This window comes from Micromonospora sp. KC723, from assembly GCF_004348595.1.
In the GTDB taxonomy this organism is placed as follows: Bacteria; Actinomycetota; Actinomycetes; order Mycobacteriales; family Micromonosporaceae; genus Micromonospora.
Genome location: NZ_SMKD01000009.1, coordinates 18,462 through 40,296 on the forward strand (window position 1 = coordinate 18,462; position 21,835 = coordinate 40,296).

General features: G+C 72.5%; 13 protein-coding genes. 4 read left to right on the forward strand and 9 right to left on the reverse strand.

The features are described 5' to 3' along the window. Nucleotides 1–110 precede the first annotated feature (110 nt). The 4 genes from ilvC to E1165_RS04115 all read right to left on the reverse strand — a co-directional run bounded on the left by ilvC (nt 111) and on the right by E1165_RS04115 (nt 6,363). Nucleotides 111–1,124, reverse strand: a complete 1,014-nt coding sequence (ilvC, locus tag E1165_RS04100) for a ketol-acid reductoisomerase (RefSeq protein ID WP_132387846.1) — start codon at nt 1,122–1,124, stop codon at nt 111–113. A 57-nt stretch (nt 1,125–1,181) separates the two neighbouring features. Further along, the gene (gene ilvN, locus E1165_RS04105; RefSeq protein WP_132262538.1) at nt 1,182–1,697 is read right to left on the reverse strand and encodes an acetolactate synthase small subunit; all 516 of its coding nucleotides are present in this window, start codon (nt 1,695–1,697) and stop codon (nt 1,182–1,184) included. Between the two features lie 120 nt (nt 1,698–1,817). Next, nucleotides 1,818–3,701: an acetolactate synthase large subunit gene (locus E1165_RS04110; RefSeq protein WP_132387848.1), complete on the reverse strand. Its 1,884-nt coding sequence runs from the start codon at nt 3,699–3,701 to the stop codon at nt 1,818–1,820. Nucleotides 3,702–3,939: 238 nt separating this feature from the next. Continuing rightward, the gene (locus E1165_RS04115; protein ID WP_132387850.1) at nt 3,940–6,363 is read right to left on the reverse strand and encodes an EAL domain-containing protein; all 2,424 of its coding nucleotides are present in this window, start codon (nt 6,361–6,363) and stop codon (nt 3,940–3,942) included. A 110-nt stretch (nt 6,364–6,473) separates the two neighbouring features. Between E1165_RS04115 and ilvD the strand changes: the two genes are divergently transcribed. From ilvD to E1165_RS04130, 3 genes are all read left to right on the forward strand, one after another. Next, a complete protein-coding gene (gene ilvD / locus E1165_RS04120) occupies nt 6,474–8,321 on the forward strand; it encodes a dihydroxy-acid dehydratase (protein WP_132387852.1) in 1,848 nt (615 codons plus the stop codon). Nucleotides 8,322–8,495: 174 nt separating this feature from the next. Continuing rightward, a complete protein-coding gene (locus E1165_RS04125) occupies nt 8,496–10,445 on the forward strand; it encodes a hypothetical protein (protein WP_132387854.1) in 1,950 nt (649 codons plus the stop codon). Beyond that, nucleotides 10,442–11,965, forward strand: a complete 1,524-nt coding sequence (locus E1165_RS04130) for an ABC transporter substrate-binding protein (protein WP_132387856.1) — start codon at nt 10,442–10,444, stop codon at nt 11,963–11,965. The genes E1165_RS04125 and E1165_RS04130 overlap by 4 nt, the downstream gene beginning before the upstream one ends. Nucleotides 11,966–11,998: 33 nt before the next feature. Here the strand turns inward: E1165_RS04130 and E1165_RS04135 are convergent, their stop codons facing one another. From E1165_RS04135 to E1165_RS04150, 4 genes are all read right to left on the reverse strand, one after another. Further along, nucleotides 11,999–14,461: a glycoside hydrolase family 2 protein gene (locus tag E1165_RS04135; RefSeq protein WP_132387858.1), complete on the reverse strand. Its 2,463-nt coding sequence runs from the start codon at nt 14,459–14,461 to the stop codon at nt 11,999–12,001. Further along, nucleotides 14,458–15,300 carry a carbohydrate ABC transporter permease gene (locus E1165_RS04140; RefSeq protein WP_165942548.1) on the reverse strand — a complete coding sequence of 281 codons (843 nt, stop codon included), beginning with the start codon at nt 15,298–15,300 and terminating at the stop codon, nt 14,458–14,460. The genes E1165_RS04135 and E1165_RS04140 overlap by 4 nt, the downstream gene beginning before the upstream one ends. A gap of 56 nt (nt 15,301–15,356) precedes the next feature. Next, a complete protein-coding gene (locus E1165_RS04145) occupies nt 15,357–16,370 on the reverse strand; it encodes a carbohydrate ABC transporter permease (protein ID WP_132387860.1) in 1,014 nt (337 codons plus the stop codon). A gap of 149 nt (nt 16,371–16,519) precedes the next feature. After that, nucleotides 16,520–17,800 (reverse strand): ABC transporter substrate-binding protein, encoded by a 1,281-nt coding sequence (locus tag E1165_RS04150; protein ID WP_132387862.1) that lies wholly within the window; start codon nt 17,798–17,800, stop codon nt 16,520–16,522. Nucleotides 17,801–18,178: 378 nt separating this feature from the next. Between E1165_RS04150 and E1165_RS04155 the strand changes: the two genes are divergently transcribed. Further along, nucleotides 18,179–19,198, forward strand: coding sequence for a LacI family DNA-binding transcriptional regulator (locus tag E1165_RS04155; protein ID WP_132387864.1), 1,020 nt, complete (start codon nt 18,179–18,181; stop codon nt 19,196–19,198). 34 nt (nt 19,199–19,232) lie between these two features. On the opposite strand, the gene E1165_RS04160 is transcribed toward E1165_RS04155, so the two are convergent. After that, nucleotides 19,233–21,812, reverse strand: a complete 2,580-nt coding sequence (locus E1165_RS04160) for a bifunctional diguanylate cyclase/phosphodiesterase (RefSeq protein ID WP_243704583.1) — start codon at nt 21,810–21,812, stop codon at nt 19,233–19,235. Nucleotides 21,813–21,835: the final 23 nt, after the last annotated feature.

Below are 21,835 nucleotides of genomic sequence, written 5' to 3' on the forward strand. Positions count from 1 at the left end.
CCCGACGGCGCGTCCCGGGGCAGCCGGAGTCGATCATGCGGCGGGATCAGGACGCACGACGGCCCGCGACCCGGCGCCGGGGAGAGCGCCGAATCGCGGGCCGCGGGGTGTCAGGCCGTCTCGGTGATCGGGCGGTCGACCCAGCTCATCATCGAACGCAGCTTCTGGCCGGTCTCCTCGATCGGGTGCGCCGCGCCCTCGGCCCGCCACTTGGCGAAGTTCGGCCGGCCGGCCTCGTCCTCGGCCACCCACTCGCGGGCGAACTCGCCGGACTGGATCTCGCCGAGGATCTTGCGCATCTCCTCCTTGACCCGCGCGTCGACGACCCTGGGGCCGCGGGACAGGTCGCCGTACTCGGCGGTGTCGGAGACGCTGTAGCGCATCCGGGCGATGCCGCCCTCGTACATCAGGTCGACGATGAGCTTCAGCTCGTGCAGGCACTCGAAGTAGGCCACCTCGGGGGCGTAGCCGGCCTCGGTGAGCACCTCGAAACCGGTCTGCACCAGCGCCGCCGCGCCACCGCAGAGCACCGCCTGCTCGCCGAAGAGGTCGGTCTCGGTCTCCTCCTTGAAGGTGGTCCGGATCGCCCCCGCGCGGGTGCCGCCGATGCCCTTGGCGTACGACAGGGCCAGCTGGAAGGCGGTGCCGCTGGCGTCCTGTTCCACGGCGATCAGACAGGGCACACCCTTGCCGTCGACGTACTGGCGGCGGACCAGGTGACCCGGACCCTTCGGGGCGACCATCGCCACGTCCACCTCGGCCGGCGGGGTGATCAGGCCGTACCGGATGTTGAACCCGTGGCCGAAGAAGAGCGCCTTGCCCGGGGCCAGGTTCGGCGCGATCGCGTCGGCGTACAGCGCCCGCTGCGCGGTGTCCGGCGCCAGGATCATGATGACGTCGGCCTCGGCCGCCGCCTCGGCCGGCGTGAGCACGCGCAGGCCCTGCTCCTCGGCCTTCGGGCGGCTCTTCGAGCCGGCCGGCAGACCGATCACCACGTCGACGCCGGAGTCGCGCAGCGACAGCGCGTGGGCGTGGCCCTGGCTGCCGTACCCGATCACCGCGACCTTGCGGCCCTGGATCAGACCCAGGTCGGCATCGTCGTCGTAGTACACCTCAACGCTCATTGACTTCCCTTTCGTACGGCGGTCCGGGTCGGCCGTCGTGGATTTGTGCGGGGCGGATCAGGCGGCGCGCAGCGCGGGACCGGCGGTGATGGAGCGCGAGCCGCGCCCGATCGCCACGGTGCCGGACTGGACCATCTCCTTGATGCCGAACGGCTCCAGGTCGCGCAGCATCGCGTCCAGCTTGTCGGGGGTTCCGGTGGCCTCGATGGTCAGCGTGTCCGGGGCGACGTCGACCACCCGGGCCCGGAACAGGCTGACCGTCTCCAGCACCTGCCCGCGGGCGTTACGGTCCGCGCGGACCTTGACCAGCAGCAGCTCCCGGGCCACCGAGACCTGCGGATCCAGCTCGACGATCTTGAGTACGTTGACGAGCTTGTTGAGCTGCTTCGTCACCTGCTCCAGCGGGGACGACTCGGCGTTGACCACGATGGTGATCCGGGAGACGTCCGGGTTCTCGGTCTCGCCCACGGCGAGACTGTCGATGTTGAAGCCGCGCCGGGAGAACAGGCCGGAGACCCGGGCCAGGACACCCGGCTTGTTCTCCACCAGCACGGAGAGCGTGTGCATAGTCATTGCTGTGCCTTCCTCGTCATGCCCTCACGGCCCTCGCTTCGCTCGGTGCGATCGGTCATGACCGAGCCTTCCTCGTCATGCCCTCACGGCCCTCGCTTCGCTCGGTGCGATCGGTCATGACTAAACCTCGTCGTCGAAGGCCGGGCGGACGCCGCGGGCGAACATGATCTCGTCGTTGCTGGTGCCGGCGGCCACCATCGGCCAGACCATCGCATCCTTGCCGACCACGAAGTCGACCACCACCGGGGCGTCGTTGATCGCCATGGCCGCCTCGATGGTCTTGTCGACGTCGTCGGCGTTCTCGCAGCGCAGACCCACGCAGCCGAGCGCCTCGGCCAGCTTGACGAAGTCCGGGATGCGGTGCTTGTGGGTGCCCAACTCGGTGTTGGAGTAGCGCTCACCGTAGAACAGGGTCTGCCACTGCCGGACCATGCCGAGGTTGCCGTTGTTGATTACGGCGATCTTGACCGGGATGCCCTCCAGCGCGCAGGTCGCCAACTCCTGGTTGGTCATCTGGAAGCAGCCGTCGCCGTCCACCGCCCAGACCACCGCGTCGGGCCGCCCCACCTTGGCGCCCATCGCCGCGGGCACGGCGTACCCCATGGTGCCGAGCCCACCGGAGTTGAGCCAGGTGCCCGGCTTCTCGTACGAGATGAACTGGCTGGCCCACATCTGGTGCTGGCCGACGCCCGCGACGTAGATGGCGTCCGGGCCGGCGATCTCGCCCAGCCGCTTGATCACGTACTGCGGGGAGAGGGTGCCGTCGGACGGCTCCTCGTAGCCCAGCGGGTACCGCTCACGCAGGTCGTCCAGCTGGGTCCACCAGTCGGTGAGGTCGGCCCGGTGGCCGGTCTTCTGCTCGGTGGCGACCGCCGTGAGCAGCTCGTCGATGACGTGCCGGGCGTCACCGACGATCGGCACGTCGGCGTGCCGGTTCTTGCCGATCTCCGCCGGGTCGATGTCGGCGTGCACCACGGTGGCGTCCGGGGCGAACGAGTCGAGCTTGCCGGTGACCCGGTCGTCGAAACGGGCCCCGAGCGCCACGATCAGGTCGGCCTTCTGCAGGCCGTAGACCGCGGCGACGGTGCCGTGCATGCCGGGCATCCCCAGGTGCTGGCGGTGCGAGTCGGGGAACGCGCCCAACGCCATCAGCGTGGTCACCACCGGGATGCCGGTCAGCTCGGCGAGCCGGCGCAGCCCCTCGGTGGCGCCGGCCTTGAGCACACCGCCACCGACGTAGAGGATCGGGCGGCGGGCGGCGGCCATCAGCCGGGCGGCCTCGCGGATCTGCTTGCCGTGCGGGTGCAGGGTCGGCCGGTAACCGGGCAGGTCGAGGGTGGGCGGCCAACTGAAGGTGGTCGGCGCCTGGAGGACGTCCTTCGGGATGTCGACCAGCACCGGGCCGGGCCGCCCGGTGGAGGCCAGGTGGAACGCCTCGGCCAGCATCCGCGGGATCTCCTCCGGGGTCTGCACCAGGAAGTTGTGCTTGGTGATCGGCAGGGTGATGCCCTGGATGTCCGCCTCCTGGAAGGCGTCCGTGCCGATCAACGGGCGGGCGACCTGGCCGGTGATCGCCACCATCGGCACCGAGTCCATGTACGCGTCGGCGATCGGGGTGACCAGGTTCGTCGCGCCCGGCCCGGAGGTCGCGATGCAGACTCCGACCCGGCCCGTGGCCTGCGCGTACCCGGTGGCGGCGTGACCGGCGCCCTGCTCGTGACGGACCAGGATGTGCCGGACCGTGGAGTCGTACAGCGGGTCGTAGGCGGGCAGGATCGCCCCACCGGGAATGCCGAAGACGACATCGACGCCGAGCGCCTCGAGGGACCGCACGAGCGAGCCGGCGCCGGAGACCTGGGCCGGCGCGGACTGCCGTACGGCCGGGGCGGCCGGGACGGCGCCGGAGCGCGGCGCGGAGGTGTGGTCGGCGTCGCCGGTCGGCTCGGTGACCGTACGCGCCCGGCGGGCGGAGTGGGCGAGTGTCTCTGGCGTGGGTCTCGTCATGGCGGTTCAGGCCTTCGGCTGGAGTGGGTGGAGCTTCTGCGACAGGTGCTACGGGGGCGGCGACCGCCCCGACAGGGTCCGACGGCAATAAAAACGGCCCTCGTGCAGACGCACGGGGCCAGCGCACTCTCGACGGGAGAGAGTGCGCTCAGGTAAGTACTCGCAGCGACCGGATCGACGACATGGGGACCAGCCTGACGCATCTCACGCGCTGAGTCAACTGATCCCACATGTTGGTTCACGAACGGGGGACACCATCCCCCGTTCGAGGCTCTGCGTGTGGCCCGACCTGCGCCGATCCCTCCCGCGGAAGGCGGGGCGCGGGCACCTGCGGCACCGACGCCGACGGACCCGGGCGCAACCGGGGCAGCAGCGGCGACGGCGCCGTCCGCGCCGGCACGGACGGCCCCGCCGGCGGTGACGGCAGCGCCGACACGGGGCGTGCGCCCGGAGAGGTCGCCGCCTCCAGCATCGCCTCCAGGTGCTCCGCCGGCACCCCCCACCCGAAGAGCGCGCCCTGGCCGAACCGGCACCCGGCGGCCACCACCGCGGCCAGCTCCGTGGGGCAGGTCACGCCCTCGGCGATCACCTCCAGGCCGAGCTGGTGGCCCAGCCGCATGACGATGTCGACCATCGGGGCGAACGCCGGGCCGTCCCGGTCCACCGGGCGGACCGGCTCGTGCTCGGCGACCAGGCTGTGGTCGATCTTCAGGATGTCGATCGGCAGCCGGCGGAGCTGTCCCAAGGAGGAGTAGCCGGCCCCGAAGTCGTCCAGCGCGATCCGCACCCCGGTGCGCCGCAACGCGGTCAACCGCCGGATCAGCTCGTCCAGGTCGGTGGCCACGGCGTGCTCGGTGACCTCCAGCACCAGCCGCTGCGGCGGCACGTGGTGGGCGCGCAGCGCCTCGGCCACCTGGACGACGTACTCCGGGGCGTGCAGCTCGCGCGGGGAGACGTTCACCGACACCCAGACGTCGTGCCCGTCGGCGAGCCAGCGCGACAGCTGCCAGCAGGCCTGGTGCAGCACCCAGGCGCCGAGTTTGGCGATCATCCCGCACTCCTCGGCCAGCGGGATGAACTCGTCCGGGCGGACGCTGCCCAGCTCCGGGTGGCGCCAGCGCAGCAGCGCCTCGGCCCCCACCGGGCGCACCGAGGGCAGTGAGGCGACCGGCTGGAACACCAGGCTCAACTCGTCGCGCTCGATCGCGCCGCGCAGCTCGTGCTCCACCCGGGTACGCCGCAGCAACTGCTGGTCGTGCGCGCCGTCGTAACGCTCGATCCGGTTCTTGCCGCGCTGCTTGGCGTAGCGCAACGCGAGGTCGGCGTGCCGCAGCAGGGCCGCCTGGTCGGCCTCGCCGGACTGGCCGGCCACCCCGATGCTCACCGAGAGGAACACCGGCCCGTCCGGCTGGTCGTACGCCCGCCCCAGCAGGCCGAGCAGCCGCTCGGCGACCGCGTGGGCCTCGGCGGGGCGGCCCCGCATCAGCACCGCGAACTCGTCGCCGCCGAGCCGGGCGGCCAGGTCACCGGGGCGCAGGTTGACCCGCAGCCGCCGCCCCACCTCGGCCAGCACCAGATCGCCCACGTCGTGCCCGCGCATGTCGTTGACGTTCTTGAACCCGTCCAGGTCGAGGCCGAGCAGGACGCGGTCGACGCCCTCGTCGCCCCAGCGCTGCAACTCGCGCAGCAGGCCGCGACGGTTCGCCAGGCCGGTCAGCGGGTCGGTGTGGGCCAACTCCCGGAAGTGCGCCTCTCGTTCGGCCAGCCGGTCGGCGTACCCGCGCATGTCGTTGAGGGTCAGGTACTGCCGGGCGACCAGCGCGAAGCCCTCGATGCTGCCGGCCACCACGCCGAGCGCGTCGAAACTGCCGCCCTGCACGAGGTGGTACATCGCCGAGGCGGCCATCGCGAACATCGGGACGAAGGCGTACTCGCCGTCCCGGCAGATCAGGTCGACCTCCACCTGCCCCGGCGGTTCGACCCGGTGCACGGCGAGCGCGACGGCGAGCAGCCCCAGGGCGAGCAGCACCGCCCCGGCCAGGGCCACGCCGGTGCCGGTCTGGCACACCCCGCCGACGACGCCGAAGCCGCCGGTGGCGGTGGCGGTGACGCCCGTGCCGAGCGCCGCGATGCGGGCGCGAGGCGGACCGGCTCGGAGCACCACGATCAGGGCCAGCCCGGCGGTCAGCGCGGCGTTGACCGAGGCGAGCAGGATCGCCGGGCACGCCACCGGGGTGGCGTCGCCGAGCAGGCGGGTCGGCTCGGAGAAGAGCACCCAACCGACGAACCAGAACGCGGTCGCCATGATCAGCCCGTCGAGCAGCAGTCGGGCGGTGGCCGCCCGGTTCACCGCCACGCCGGGCAGGCGGAGCAGCCCGACTGCGGCGACCAGCCCACTCAGCGCGCTGATCACCGATACCAGCAGCGGCCAGCCGGGAAGCCGCCCCGGCCGGTGCCCGAGGTGCGGGTAGGCGTACGCCACGGCCAGCCCGGTCAGCAGGCCCACCAGCGCGATCACCGCCGCCGTCGCGAGCAGCGCGTACGCCCGCCGGCGCGGGCAGAATCGCCGCCGGCCCGTCGACCCGGCGAGCAGTGCGGTGGCGGTCACGGCGACCAGGGCGCTCAGGATCGCGACCGCGACCATGCCCGGGGGTAAACGCACGACCTCAACTGTGCCGGATGAGGGCGTTCCGTGGGGCACCGGGTGTGCATCTGTTGGGACACGGCCGGACCCGCTGGGAGCGCCGCCGTCGCGGTGCCACACTGGTACGCATGCCTGAGCTGCGGTCGAGGACCTCCACCCACGGTCGGACGATGGCCGGCGCCCGGGCCCTGTGGCGGGCCACCGGGATGACCGACGACGACTTCGGCAAGCCGATCGTCGCCATCGCCAACAGCTTCACCCAGTTCGTGCCCGGTCACGTACACCTCAAGGACCTCGGCGGCCTGGTCGCCGACGCGGTGGCCGAGGCCGGCGGGGTGGGCCGGGAGTTCAACACGATCGCGGTCGACGACGGCATCGCGATGGGCCACGGCGGCATGCTCTACTCGCTGCCCAGCCGGGAGCTGATCGCCGACGCGGTGGAGTACATGGTCAACGCGCACTGCGCGGACGCCCTGGTCTGCATCTCCAACTGCGACAAGATCACCCCGGGCATGCTGCTGGCCGCGCTGCGGCTCAACATCCCCACGGTCTTCGTCTCCGGCGGCCCGATGGAGGCCGGCAAGACGGTGGCGATCGAGGGCGTCGTGCACTCCAAGATCGACCTCATCGACGCGATGATCGCCTCCTCGAACGAGGCGGTCACCGACGACCAGCTCGGCGAGATCGAACGCTCCGCCTGCCCGACCTGCGGCTCCTGCTCCGGCATGTTCACCGCGAACTCGATGAACTGCCTCACCGAGGCGATCGGCCTGGCCCTGCCGGGCAACGGATCGACCCTGGCCACCCACGCCGCGCGCCGGTCGCTCTTCGTGGAGGCCGGCCGCACCGTTGTGGAGATCACCAAGCGCTGGTACGACCACGACGACGCGTCGGTGCTGCCCCGGTCGGTCGCCAACCGGGCCGCGTTCGAGAACGCGGTCGCCCTGGACGTCGCGATGGGTGGGTCGACCAACACGATCCTGCACCTGCTCGCCGCCGCCCGCGAGGCCGAGCTGGACTTCGACGTGGCCGACATCGACACCGTCAGCCGCCGGGTGCCGTGCCTGGCCAAGGTCGCGCCGAACTCGCCCAACTACCACATGGAGGACGTGCACCGCGCCGGTGGCATCCCCGCCATCCTCGGCGAGCTGGACCGGGCCGGCCTGCTCCACCGGGACGTGCACGCCGTGCACTCCCCCAGCCTCGCGCAGTGGCTGGCGGACTGGGACGTGCGTGGCGGCTCGCCACGACCGGAGGCGGTGGAGCTGTTCCACGCCGCCCCGGGCGGGGTGCGCACCACCGAGCCGTTCTCCACCACCAACCGCTGGTCGTCGCTGGACACCGACGCGGCGCAGGGCTGCATCCGGGACCGGGAACACGCGTACAGCGCCGACGGCGGGCTGGCCATCCTGCACGGCAACCTGGCCCCGCAGGGCTGCGTGGTGAAGACCGCCGGCGTGCCGGAGGAGTGCCTGACCTTCCGCGGCCCCGCCAAGGTCTACGAGTCCCAGGACGACGCCGTCACGGCCATCCTGGCCAAGGAGGTCGTCGCCGGGGACGTGGTGGTCATCCGGTACGAGGGGCCGAAGGGCGGCCCCGGCATGCAGGAGATGCTCTACCCCACCTCGTTCCTCAAGGGGCGGGGGCTGGGCCGGGCCTGCGCGCTGCTCACCGACGGGCGTTTCTCCGGCGGCACGTCGGGCCTGTCCATCGGCCACGTCTCCCCCGAGGCGGCCTCCGGCGGGCTGATCGCCCTGGTCGCCGACGGCGACGAGATCGTCATCGACATCCCGGGCCGGACGATCGAGCTGAACGTGCCGGCCGACGTGCTGGACGCCCGCCGGGTCGCCCAGGAGAAGCGGGACCGGCCGTACACGCCGGTGGACCGCCAGCGGCCGGTGTCGGCCGCGCTGCGCGCGTACGCCTCGATGGCGACCTCGGCCAGCGACGGCGCGTACCGCCGGGTGCCGGACTGACCGGGGCGCCACCGGCCGGCTGAGGCGGGACGGGTCGCGACGATCGGCTGGGAGCGCCCGGAGCTGTCGGCAATCGGTCATCGATCGACGACGGTCACATCTTGACCGGACCGCCGGCCGGACTCGACCATGAGCGGACTGGGCAGGTCGTTCGATCGCCGCGGGGGAGGCTCGATGACCATCCACCATCGCCGCCACGCCGTGGAACTGGTCCGCGAGGTGATGGCCCACGGGCGGGACAGCGCGCCCCCGCCGGTGCTGATCTTCGAGGGCGACCGGGGCAGCGGCAAGACCGCCCTGCTGACCGGCCTCGCCAGCCTCCTCGACGGTCGGGTGCCGTACGCGCACATCGACCTGGAGGCGGACGGCCGGACGGGAACCCCGGAGGTGCTGTACGCCCTCGCCTTCCACCTCGGCCGACCGTGCCCGCTCTACGGCACCCTGCACTTCCCCCGGCTCGCCGTCGGGAAGCTGGTGATGGACGACGACACGCTCGACCTGCGAGATCGCGACCGGGCCCGGCAGCAGATCAATGCGCTGCTGCGCGAGCACCGGGGCGTCGACCGGCTGGTGACCACGCTCAGGGAGGGCGCCGGGGATCTGCCCGCCGTCCTGCCCGCCAGCGTGCAGACGCCGGTACGCCTGTCCACCCGGCTTCTCGCCTCGGTCATCCACCGGCTCGCGTCCGCGGCGTGGAGCAGCAGGTTCGTGCTCGGCCGGGCGCAGAAGTGGTACGGCGCGCACGGCGCCCCGCGCCCCCGCCCACCCGTCGAGACGCTGATCGACCTGAACCGGTGGCACCGCCGGCCGGGTGAGGCCAACAACGCCCGCCAGCGTGACGACCTGCTCTGGGCGGCCTTCCGCGCCGACCTGGCCGCCGGGCTCGGCCGGCGGCTGCGTCGGCCCTGGATGCCGCGCTGCGTGGTGCTGATCGACAACGCCGACACCCGACTCGGGCGGCACTTCCTGATCGAGCTGGCACGCGGACGCGAGACGGTTCAGGACGAGCCGCTGGCGGTGGTGGCGACCAGCCGGGCTCCCTTCCTCGGCCACCTGCCCGAGGCGCAGCAACGCCTGCTGGCGGCCGAGGAGCCGCTGGCCTCCGGGCGGGACACCGACCAGCCCCGGCCCCGCTGGGTCCGCTACCCGCTGCCCGCCCTCACCGAGGCCGACGTCGTGCGGATGGCGCGGGAACACCCGGACCTGGAACCCCGGATACCCCGGCAGATCCAGCAGCTCGGCCAGGGGAACCCGCTGGTGGTGAGCATGCTGCTGGCGGCGGCCCACGAGGTGTCGTCGTGGCCCGAGGGCGGCGAGGAGTTGGCCCTCGCGCTGGCCCGGCTGGAACCCGCGCCGGCCGACGACACCGACCGGAGGCAGTTCACCGTCGAGGAGCGGCTCATCCGGCACCTGCTCGGTATCCCGGATGCCAACCCGCTGCCCGTCGACGAGATGGACATCCTGACCACCTGCGCCGCCGCCCGGACCGTCGAGCAGGCGACCGCGCTGGCGATGCGGAGCGGGCTGCTCACCGCCGACGGCTACGCCGGCCGGCTCGGCCTCATGTTCGACAGTCTGCGGTCGGCCGATCCCGACGCCGACCCGCCACCGTTGCGCCGGCTGCTGCTGCGGCGGCTCGCCGCCCGCGATCCGGACGGCGGGGACGGGTGGAACCGGGTGCACGCCCTCCTGCGGGACCAGTGCCGGGCGCGCGACGACCGGATCGGCGAGCTGTACCACGCGTTGGCCCTCGACCAGCTCGAAGAGGTCAGCGGCCACGTCGCCGCCGGGGTCGGGGCGGTGCCGGCGGCCGAGTGGCTGGCCATGCTTCGGGCCGTCACGCGGGCTCCCACCCGCCGGCCGCACACCGCGCCGCCGGCCCAGGAGGCGCACCGACTCGCCCGGTCGACCGGCGCGGACCCGGAGAGCCGGCTCGGCCGGGTGACCCGGCTGGTCGTCGGCCTGCGGCTCGCCGCGGACCCGTTCACCGGCCGGCTCCGGGCCGACCTGCACGACGCGCTGAAGCGCGACTATCGGGCGCTGGCCCTGCACTTTCCCGACGACCAGTCGTTGCTGGTCGCCGAGGCCAACCGACACAAGGGATGGGCGGACCAGTGGCGGTGAGGGACACAGCCGACGTCAGCCCGGTCGCGGGGGTCCCCCCGGACTTCTTCGCGCCCCGGGTGCCTCGGTCACGACGGGTGCTCCGGCTGGCCACGGCCACGGTGGCCGTGGCCGGTCTGGTCGCCGCGTCGGCCCTGGCCGTCAATGTCGTGGTCAACTCGTGCGGCAGCCTGCGATCCGGGCTGACCCGGGTGGACGGCGAGTGCGTCGGGGTGCTGACCGACGTCGGTGCCCACACCTTCGAGGGCCTCGGCGACGTCCAGCAGCGGATCAGGAAGCAGAACGAGATCGTCCGTGCCAAGTCGGCCGCCGAGAAGCAACCGTACGTGCGGGTGGCGCTGCTGTCGCCGATGACCGCCACCGCGAAGAGCTTCATGTCGAGGGCGCAGGTCCGGCACGCGGTGCAGGGCGCGTACGTCGCGCAGGTGCGCGCCAACGGCAGCGCCGGCACGAACGACCCGCCCCTGGTCGAGTTGATCCTGGCCAACGTGGGCAGCCGACAGGAGCAGTGGCGCCGGGTGGTGCGCGAGCTGGAGCGGTTGGCGGACGACGAGAACCCGCTGGTCGCCGTCATCGGCATGGGCACGAGCGTCGCCGCGACCCGGGACGCCGCCCGGTACCTGGCGGCCTCCCCCACCGAGCTACCCATGATCGCCGGGGTCGCCACCGCCGACGACTTCCGTGAGATCGACGGCTTCGTCCGGGCCTCGCCGAGCGACACCGACTACGTCCTGGCGCTGAAGGCCTACCTCCAGACGCGCGGGGACCTCCGGAAGGGCATGGTGGTCTTCGACGAGTCGGAGCCGGACCTGTACGTCCGGAGCCTCCTCGCGGCGTACCGCAGGCTCCTCAAGGAGTACCTGCTGCCCTACGAGCGGTCCTTCGTCGGCGCCGGGGACCCGGGCCAACGTGCCCGCTTCCTCGAACCGATCGCGGTCAGCGTGTGCACCAACCCACAACCCGACATGATCCTGTACGCCGGCCGCGCCCTCGACCTGGACGACTTCGTCAACACGCTGGCGAGCCGGCAGTGCTTCACGCAGAAGCCCCTGACCATCCTGGTGGGCGCCACCGGCCTGACCGTCGCACCCGAGACGGCCGCGCGGATGGCGCAGACCCGGATCACCATCGTCACCGCCGCGTCGGTGCACCCCTCCTGGTTCACCGACGACGCGACGGTGCCGGTGCCCAAGGGCCTCGCGGCGTTCGTGGAGACCTTCCGCGAGGCGGGGTTCGGCGATGACGACGCGCTCCTCGACGGCTACGCCCTCACCCACCACGACGCCATGGCGACCGCGGTGACGGCGATCCGGCTGGCGAAGCGGAGCAAGCTGTCCGCCGCGGATGTACGCGGCCAGTTGCTCAACCTGAACAAGGACGTGGTGATCCCCTCCGCCGGTGGCGAGCTCAGCTACACCACCGCCCGCCGGGCCGACCCGGTGGGCAAGTGGGTGCCGGTCACCGTCGTCCCGGCCGATGCCGCCCCGGTCCCGAAGGGAACACCGTTCATCACCGGCTGAGCGGCCCGCCCCACCACCGGCGCGGGCACCGCCTCATGTGGACGGTCCCGCGGCGGTGATGTCGTTGACGCAGCGCAGCACGGGCCGGCTGGTCAACGCCGCCGGGTCCAGCGGCCCGCCGGCCGTCACGGTGAAGGTGGTCGACTCCCCCGGCAGCAGGGTGACCAGCGCCTGGTCCACCTCGGCGGACGGGTCGAGCCGGTCCGGGAAGAGGGTCAGGTCGCGCAGCGCCGTCCGCGCGGTCACCCGGACCCGCTGCCCGCCGTCGGCCGGCTCGACGCTCGCCTCGAAGCGTGCCGCCGGCCAGTCCGCGTCCCGGTCCTCGGCGAAGAACCAGAACGCCCGCTCCACCTCGTCGCCGGCCTCGGCCACCAGCAGCTCCCGACGGGCCTCGTCCGGCCCGGCCAGGTCCGCCGGCAGCGGCAGCGCCACCGCCGCGTACGCGGGGACGTCCAGCTCGTACGCCGTCGTGGCGCGCGGCTCGCCGGCCAGGGTCAACCGGGTCACCGTCGCCGGAGCCCGCCAGGGTTGCCCGGTCTCGTTGACCGCCACCAGGGCCAGCCCCCCGTCGCGGGGCTGGACGGTGAGCAGCCGGTCGGCGTACGCCCGGCGCAACGCGTACCACAGCGGCTTGCGCCGGCCGTCGCCGTCCACGGCCGACCACGAGGTCACCGGCCAGCAGTCGTTGAGCTGCCAGAGGATGGTGCCGGCACAGACGTCCCGGTGGGAGCGGAAGTGTTCCACCCCGAGCTGGATCGCCCGGGCCTGGTTGAGCTGGGTGAGGTAGTGCCAGTCGTCGAAGTCGGTCGGGACGGGCAGGTGTGCGTCGAGCCCTCGCTGGAGCTTCAGGTCCCCGTCGTCGGCCTTCTGGTGGTGGGCCATGCCGGGCGAGTCGTGGGCCAGCGGTGCGTCGGACAGCGCCCGGCGCAGCGTCGCGTACGCCGGGGGCGCCTGGTAGCCGAACTCGGCGAGGAAGCGGGGGACGTACTCCCGGTACTTCGTGTAGTCGTCGGTGTTCCACACGTCCCAGATGTGCGTGGTGCCGTGCGCCGGGTCGTTCGGGTGGATCTCCTCGTTGCCCGACCAGGGGCTGCCCGGCCAGTACGGGCGGGTCGGGTCCAGCTCGCCGACGACGCGGGGCAGCAGGTCGAGGTAGTAGCCCCGCCCCCAGGTGCGGTCGGCGAGGACCTCCTGCCAACCCCAGTCGTGCCAGCCCCAGATGTTCTCGTTGTTGCCGGTCCAGAGCACCAGCGACGGGTGCGCGGCCAGCCGGGTCACCTGTTCCCGCGCCTCCGCCTCGACCTCCGTGCGCAGCGGCTCCTCCTCGGGGTACGCGGCGCAGGCGAAGAGGAAGTCCTGCTGCACCAGCAGGCCCTGCTCGTCGGCCAGCTCGTAGAAGTCCGCCGACTCGTACCGGCCACCACCCCAGACCCGTAGCAGGTTGACCCCGGCCCCGGCCGCCTGGGCGAACCGGTGCGCCAGCCGATCCCGGGTGATCCGGCTGGGGAACGGGTCGTCGGGGATCCAGTTGACGCCTCGGGCGAAGACCGGCACGTCGTTGACGTGCAGGACGAACGGGGTGCCGTAGGCGTCGGGGGTGGTGTCGAGGCGTACCGCGCGGAAGCCGATCCGGCGGGACCAGCCGTCCAGCGCCCGGCCGTCGGCCGCGCGGAGGGTGACGTCGAGTTGGTGGAGCGCCGGCTCGCCGTACCCCCGGGGCCACCACCGCGCGGGGTCGCGGACCTCCAGGACCGCCACGGCGGTGTGCTCCCCCGCCGGGACGGCGACCTCGACAGCGACCCCGGCGACGGTCGCGTGCACGGTCAGCGGGGCGTCGGCGACCCGCTCGACCTCGACGTGCAGTTCCACCCGCCCGAGGTCGTCGGCGACGGTCACCAGGGGACGGACCGTGGCCAGCCGCGCGGTGGACCAGGCGTGCAGCCCGATCTCCTGCCAGATGCCGGCGGTGACCAGGGTCGGACCCCAGTCCCAGCCGAAGTTGCAGGCGATCTTGCGGATGAAGTTGAACGGTTCGGGGTACGCGTTCGGCAGTTCGCCGAGCCGGTCCTGCTGCGCCTCCGCGTAGCGGTACGCCGAGTCGAAACGGACCGTGAGCGTGTTGTCGCCCGCACGCAGCGGCGACCGGACGTCGAACCGGTAGGAGCGGTGTTGGTTCTCGGTGCGCCCGACCTCGGTGCCGTTGACGGTGACCGTCGCGACCGTGTCCAGGCCGGCGCAGACCAGGTCGATCCGTTCGTCGTCACCCGGTTGCCACCGGAAGGTGGTCTCGTAGATCCAGTCGGTGCGGCCGATCCAGGTGAGCCGCTTCTCGTTGTCGTCGAGGAACGGGTCGGGGATCAGGCCTGCGGCGAGCAGGTCGGTGTGCACGCAGCCGGGCACGGCGGCCCGTACGGACCGCTCGGCGATCTCCGGCGGCACCGGCGAGCCCGGCACGGCCCGCAGCGTCCAGCCCTCGTGCAACGTCCGATGGGTCACGACTTCACCGCGCCTTCCATGATTCCGCGGACGATCTGTCGGCCGCCGATGAACAGCATGATCAGTAGTGGCACGGTGGCGATGAACGCGCCGGCGAGCACCCGCCGGTAGATCACGTAGTTGCCGCTGGCCAGGTCGGAGATGGCGACCATCGAGGTGGGGTAGTCGCTGCCGCTCAGTGTGATCAGGGGCCACTGGAAGTCGTTCCAGGTGGCGACGAAGGTGAGCAGCCCGAGCACGGCCAGGGCCGGGCGGATCGCCGGCAGCACGATGTTCCAGTAGACGCGCATCGTGGAGGCGCCGTCGACCCGGGCCGACTCGACCAGCTCGTCGGGGACCGAGTTGACGATGAACTGTCGCATGTAGAACACGCCGAACGCGGTGACCAGGCCGGGCGCGATGACGGCGAGCAGGGTGCCGTTCCAGCCGAGCTTGCCCATCACGATGTACAGCGCCACGATGCCGAGCTGGTTGGGCACGGTCAGGGTGAGCACCACGAAGAGCATCAACGCGTTGCGGCCGGCGAACCGCAGCTTGGCGAAGGCGAACCCGGCCAGCGAGCAGAAGAAGAGCACCGAGGCGGTCACCACGACGGAGACGATGACGCTGTTGACCATCGAGGCGGCGAAGAAGACGTCCTGGAGGGAGAAGACCTCCTCGACGTTGGTCATGAACCGGTCGCCGGGAACCACCGCGGGCGGCAGCTTGGCCAGCGCCTCGTCGTTGCTGGTGGCGATGACGAACATCCAGTACAGCGGGAAGACCGCGAAGAGCATGGTGACGGCGAGCAGCAGGTAGGTTCCGACCCCGGCCGGAGTGTCCTGCGGCGCCCGGCCCATCAGGGCCGGACGGTTGCGCCGTACCGGGGCGGCGGGGCGCGGCGGGGCGACGGCGGTCATCTGCGGCCTCCCGAGAGGCGGTTGGTCAGCAGCGTGTTGATGCCGGCGACGACCAGGATGATCAGGAACAGCGCCCAGGACATCGCGGCGGCGTAGCCGAGGTTGAGGTCCTTCCAGCCGACCTTGTAGATGAGCTGCGCGATGGTCTGCCACTCACCGTTGGGGCCGCCGGTGGCGGTCTGCGCGTTCGGATCGAACAGCATCGGTTCGGTGAAGAGCTGGAGACCGCCGATGGTGGAGAGCACCACGGTGAACACGATGATCGGCTGGATCATCGGCACGGTGATGCGCCAGAGCTGCCGCCACGGGCCGGCGCCGTCGATCGCCGACGCCTCGTAGACGTCGCGCGGGATGGACTGCATGGCGGCCAGGTACAGCAGGGCGTTGTAGCCGATCCACTTCCAGTTCACCATCGTGGCGATGGCGATCCAGGAGTGGGTCTTGTCGGCGCGCCAGTCGATCGGGGCCTCCGGGCTGCCGTAGCCGAACAGACCGAGCGCCCAGTTGGCCATGCCGAAGTCGCGGGAGAAGAAGACGCTGAACACCATCGACGAGGCGACGATCGGGGTCACGTACGGCAGCAGCATGCCGACCCGCCACCAGGTCTGCAGGCGCAGCTTGCGGTTCAGCAGCGACGCCACGATCAGCGCGAGCAGCAGTTGCGGCACCGACGAGAGCAGGAAGATGCCGAAGGTGTTGTAGAGCGCGTTCCAGAAGTCCTCGTCGCCGAAGAGCCGGGTGAAGTTCTCCACGCCCGCCCAGTACGGCAGCGTCGGGTCGTCCAGCCGGTAGTTACGCAGCGCGACCACGCCGTTGAAGATCAACGGGAACAGCCCGAAGAGGACGAAGAGCAGGAAGAAGGGCGCGATCAGCAGGTACGGCATGTAGCGCATGTCGAAGCGGTACAGCCGGTTGCGCCAGGACAGCCGCCGCTCGTCGGCTCCGGAGCCGCCGCGTCCGTGGGCGGCTCCACGGCCCGACGACGCGGGCGCGGCACGGGTGGTGGACATGAAAAACGCTCCAGGGCCGAGAGGTGACGGGGGCACGGGTGGTGCGGTGCCCGCCGGCCTCCGGCGGGCGGGCGTCGGGGACCTTGCGGCGGCCCCGAGCCGGTGGTGGAGCGGGTCGGTCCCGCTCCGCCACCGGCCACCGGAAAGCGTCAGGACTTGGCGACCTTCTCGGCCTCCTTGACCGCCTCGGCCCAGGCGACGTCCGGCTTCAGGGTCTTGTTCTCCACCCGGCGGATGACGTTCTCCACCGCGACCCGGGTCGGGCCGTTCTTCTTGCCCAGGTACTGCGGGGTCAGGCCCTGCGCCATCTTGGGGAAGATCTGACCGACCGGGGCACCGCTGAAGAACGGGTTCTTGAACTCGGCGATCGCCGGGTCGGTGTAGAGCGCCGGTTGCGAGGGCAGGTTGCCGACCTTCTTGAAGATCTCGATCTGCTGCTCCGGCTGGACGAGCCACTCCAGCAACTTGTAGGCCTCGTCGGCGTGCTTGGTCTGCTTGGGGATGGTCAGGAAGGACCCGCCCCAGTTGCCGCCGCCACCGGGCACCGCCGCGATGTCCCACTTGCCCTCGGTGCCGGGGGCGGTCTGCTGGATGTGACCGAGCATCCACGCCGGGCAGGCCAGCACGGCGAAGGCGCCGCTGGTGAAGCCCTTGTCCCAGTCGGCCTGGAAGCTGACCAGGTTGGCCGAGACGCCGGCCTGGATGGCCTTGACCGTGTAGTCGAAGGCGACCTTCGGACCCTGCTCCATCTGGAGCTGATCCTGGTCGCCGTAGAAGCCGACCGGCTGCTGACCCAGGATCGGGTTGAACAGGTTGGTGCCCGCGTCGATGAACTTCTTGTTGGTCTTGGTGGTGTACTCCTGGCCGACCTCGATGAACCTGTCCCAGGTGGGCCAGAGCGCGGAGACCTGGTCACGGTCGGTGGGCAGCCCGGCGGCCTTGAACAGGTCCGTCCGGTAGCACATCGCCAGGCCGCCGACGTCGGTGCCGAGGCCGATCTGGGTCTTGCCGTCGGCCGACAGCGACTGCTTCCACTTCCACGGCAGGTACTTGCCCTCGTAGGAGCCGGCGCCCCTGTCGAGCAGGTTGACGAACTTGTCGGACTGGCTGCGGAACTGGACCATGAAGCCCTCGTCGATGGCCGCGATGTCCGCCGCCCCGTTGCCGGCCACCAGCTTCTTCTGCAGGTCCTCGTGCTGGGCGTTGTACTCGCCGGAGTTGAGCTGGATGCGGATGTTGGGGTTGGCGGCCTCGTACTTGGCCTTCAGGTCCTGCAGGCCGAAGTCGCCCCAGAAGTTGATCTTCAGGGTGACGACGTCTCCGGAGCGGGAATCGCCGGTGGTGCTCCTACCACTGCACCCGGCGACCATGAGCAGGCCGACGGCACCCGCCGTCGCCGCGCGGACCCAGTGCTTCCAGGACCGTTTCATGCCATCCTCCGCACCATATGGAAACGCTCCCGGCATCGAGAAACGTTGACTGAACCGGATAAGTTAGGCCACCGTACGGGCCGCTCAGGGCACTGTCAACGGCCGGTCAGCGCGGTGGCCAACCGTGACTCGTCGCGACGCCGCGAGCGCGAACATGCGTGGTGGAGCGCTCTCTCGGGCAGCCCGCAACGCGACCGGCACGACCACCAAGAGCACCGGAGCCGTACGCTGAACCGCGCAAGCAACCGTGCGCCGACGGTTCCGCGCCGCCCCACCGCCCCAGGATCACCGGCAACCGTGGCGGTAGCGTGAGGGCGGCCGGTCGACCGGTGCCGTGGGACCGGCCCGCAGGGGCCGTGAGGATTGAGGAGCACGCCGGTGAAGCGGCCGACCATCGCCGACGTCGCCCGACGCGCCGGGGTGTCCAAGGGCGCGGTGTCGTACGCGCTGAACGGACAGCCCGGGGTCTCGGAGGCCACCCGCCAACGGATCCTGGCCATCGCCGCCGAGATCGGTTACAGCCCGAGCAGTGCCGCCCGGGCGCTCTCCGGCGCGACCGCCAACGCCGTCGGCCTGGCCCTCTGCCGGCCGGCCCGGACACTGGGCATCGAACCGTTCTTCATGGAACTCATCAGCGGCATCGAGGCGGCCCTGTCCGCCCGGTCGTACGCGCTGACCCTCCAGGTGGTGGCCGACCAGGAGGCGGAGATCGCGGTCTACCGGCGCTGGTGGGCCGAGCGACGGGTGGACGGGGTCTTCGTCTGCGACCTGCGCACCCACGACCCCCGCGTCCCGGCGCTGGAGACGCTGCAACTGCCGGCCGTGGTGATCGGCGGTCCCGGCCACACCGGGAACCTGGCCAGCGTCTGGTCCGACGACGCGGCGGCCCTGGTGGAGACGGTGGAGTACCTGGGCGCGCTGGGACACCGCCGGATCGCCCGGGTGGGCGGGCTGCCCTCGCTGCTGCACACCGAGATCCGCACCGACGCGTTCGACCAGGTGTGCCGACGGCTCGGGCTCGACGGGGCGGTCACCGTGTGGTCGGACTACACCGGCGAGGAGGGCGCGCGGGCCACCCGGCGACTGCTCAGCTCGGCCACCCGCCCCACGGCGATCATCTACGACAACGACGTGATGGCGATCGCCGGGCTCTCGGTGGCGCAGGAGATGGGCCTGTCCGTTCCCGGCGACCTGTCGCTCGTGGCCTGGGACGACTCCCCGCTCTGCCAGCTCGTGCACCCGCCGTTGACCGCGCTCGGGCGGGACATCCCGGCGTACGGCGCACACGCCGCCCGGCAGTTGCTCGCGGTGATCGCCGGCGACCCGGTGACCGGGCTCCAGGACGAGACGGCCCACCTCACCCCGCGCGGCAGCACCGCCCCGCCGCGAGAGAGATGAAGCGGTTAAGCGCACACGGGCGCGCACGCGTCGGTCAACGGGACGCCGAAGGGAACTCCGCGAAGAACGCCTCCACCCGTTCGGCGGTGGCCGGCCGAACCAGCGCGAACCCCTGGCCGTACCGGCATCCCGCCCGGTACGCCAGGTCGACGTCGGCGTCGGACTCCAGCGCCTCACCCACCACCGTCAGGCCGAGCCGCTCGCCCAGGCTCACCACCACGTCGATCATCGGACGGCCCGGGCCGTCCGGTGTCGCCACCAACTGCGGCCGGACCTTGAGCAGGTCGATCGGGAGCCGGCGGAGCTGGGCCAGGGACGCCTGCTCGGCCCGGAACCCGTCCAGCGCGGTCCGCACCCCCAGCGACCGCAGCCCGGCCATCCGGGCCACCACCGTGGCCGGTTCGGCGCCGAGCCGGTGCTCGGCGACCTCGACCACCAGTCGGTCCGCCGGCACGCCGTGGGCGGCCAGGACCGCGGCCACCCCGGGCAGGAAGTCCGGCGCCAGCAGCTCCCGCGGTGTCACGTTGACCGCCATCCAGAGCCGCCGGCCCCCGGCCGACCACTCGGCGAGCTGCCGGCAGGACCGCTCCAACACCCACCGCCCCAGTTCACCGACGAGGTCCAGGTCCTCCGCCACCGGCAAAAGCTCGGCCGGCAGCACGGTACCCAGCACCGGGCTGCGCCAGCGCAGCAGCGCCTCCGCGCCGACAGGTAGCCGGTCGGCCAACCCGAGGACCGGCTGGAAGACCAGGTCCAGCTCGCCGCGGGCGACCGCGCCGGGCAGTTCCCGTTCCAGGTCCAGCCGGCGGACCAGTTGCTCCTCCAGGTAGGCGTCGTACCACTCCACCCGGTTGTGGCCGAGTTGCGCAGCCCGCCGCCGGGCCAGATCCGCCTGGCGCAGCGCGTCCTCCGGGCCGGCTCCGGCCAGTTCCGCCAGGCCGACGCTCACCCGTAACCGGACCATCTCCCCGGACGCCGGGCAGGGCTCGGCCAGCGCCGCCACCAGCCGGCCGCCCAACGCGTACGCCGGGACCGGACCGAGGTCGCTGACCACGGCGAACTCCTCTCCGGCGACCCGGGCCACCAGGTCGCGTGAACCCACCACGTCGCGCAGCCGGCGGACCGCGGTACGCAGCACCGCCTCCCCCGCGATCACCCCGGACCGCTCGGTGACCGCGCCCAGGCCGTGCAGGTCGACCAGGAGCAGCGTCGCCGGCTCCGGTCGCCGCTCGCCCAGCACCCGGACCAGTTCCCGGCGGTTGGCCAGCCCGGTCGGCTGGTCCACCGCGGCGAGCCGGTGCAGCTCCCGCTCCAGCCGGCGGCGCTCGCCGATGTCACGCACGTGCAGCACCACCGCGTCGACCTCGGGTACCCCGCGCTGGTCGCTCACCGTCGCCTCGGTCTCCCGCCAGCCACCGTCGCCGGTGCTCATCCGGGCCACCAGCAGCGGCGGCCGGGCGGCGGCCGGATCGGTGAGCGCGGCCAACGCGGCGGGCACGTCGTCGGGATGCAGCAGGTCGGCGAGGGGCCGCCCGCGTACCTCGTCGTCACGCAGCCCGAACCAGCGCGGCCCGGCCGCGGAGAGCCACCGCACCCGCAGCTCGTCGTCGAGGATCAGGATCAGGTCACGGCCGCCGGTGACCAGCGCCCGGAAGTGCGCCTCCCGGGCGGCCAGTTGCCGGGCCTGGTCCCGGTTGTCCGCCGCGGTGATCAACTCTCGACCGATCAGCGGCGGGATCACCGCGAGCCCCAGCAGGGCGGCGGTCGGGGTGAAGTCGCCGACGGCCCACAGGTGGTGCCCGGCGGCCAGACCCGCCACGGCGGCCGGGGCGGTCACCCGGGGCCAGGCCGGGGCGGGTCCGTTGCCGAGCGGCGGGTCACCGGCCGCCACCCGGGTCGCCCCGTAGGCGGTGAGCAGCACGCCGGCCAGCAGGAACGGCACCACCGTCAGGGTGGCCTGCTGCGGCGCCCGGTAGCTCGACAGCACCACCAGGTCGGCCAGCCCGAGCAGCGCGCCCGCCGCGCCGGCCCGGCACAGCGCCGCGCCGGGCCGGCGCCGCCGATCGGCGAGCGCGCTCACCAGCAGGCCCGCCAACCCCACCGCGCCGACCACCGTGACCACCCGGACCAGCACCGGCACCACGCCCGGCGGGAGCAGCACCCAGCCGGCGAAGACCAGCGCGGTGCCGAGACCGGCCGTGTCGACGCCGCGACGCAGCCGGGCCCGGGCGGTCAGCCGGGAGTGCCCAGGGAGGGTGAGTAGACCACCGAGGTAGCTGACGGCCGCGGCGAGCAGACCGGCGGCGGCCACCTCCGGACGGTGCGACGGGGCGGCCAGCGGGAGGACGGCCACGGTCAGGCCGACGACCAGGACCGCGGCGTCGAGCTGGGCGGCGGCCCGCCGGCACCGCCGGGCCCGCCGGCTGCGGCCGCCGACGGAGGCCAGCCGGGACAGCCGGAGCCCGGCCAGGGCGCAGCCGACCGCGCCGGAGAGGGTGGCGGCGGCCAGCGACGGGAGCGCGCCGGCCAGGGCCGCCACCACCAGCAGCGCGGTCGCCCCCAGCAGGGCGACCAGCGCGGGTGACGGACGACGGAGGAGGTAGGACAGTGGCACGGCGGTCGCCTTCGTGAGGGGGA

Bases quoted from the DNA above. Each gene is read 5' to 3' on its own strand.
- E1165_RS04110 (WP_132387848.1), bottom strand. From the start codon at position 3,701: ATGACGAGACCCACGCCAGAGACACTCGCCCACTCCGCCCGCCGGGCG.
- ilvC (WP_132387846.1), bottom strand. From the start codon at position 1,124: ATGAGCGTTGAGGTGTACTACGACGACGATGCCGACCTGGGTCTGATC.
- ilvN (WP_132262538.1), bottom strand. From the start codon at position 1,697: ATGACTATGCACACGCTCTCCGTGCTGGTGGAGAACAAGCCGGGTGTC.
- ilvD (WP_132387852.1), top strand. From the start codon at position 6,474: ATGCCTGAGCTGCGGTCGAGGACCTCCACCCACGGTCGGACGATGGCC.
- E1165_RS04125 (WP_132387854.1), top strand. From the start codon at position 8,496: ATGACCATCCACCATCGCCGCCACGCCGTGGAACTGGTCCGCGAGGTG.
- E1165_RS04140 (WP_165942548.1), bottom strand. From the start codon at position 15,300: ATGGGCCGGGCGCCGCAGGACACTCCGGCCGGGGTCGGAACCTACCTG.
- E1165_RS04150 (WP_132387862.1), bottom strand. From the start codon at position 17,800: ATGAAACGGTCCTGGAAGCACTGGGTCCGCGCGGCGACGGCGGGTGCC.
- E1165_RS04145 (WP_132387860.1), bottom strand. From the start codon at position 16,370: ATGTCCACCACCCGTGCCGCGCCCGCGTCGTCGGGCCGTGGAGCCGCC.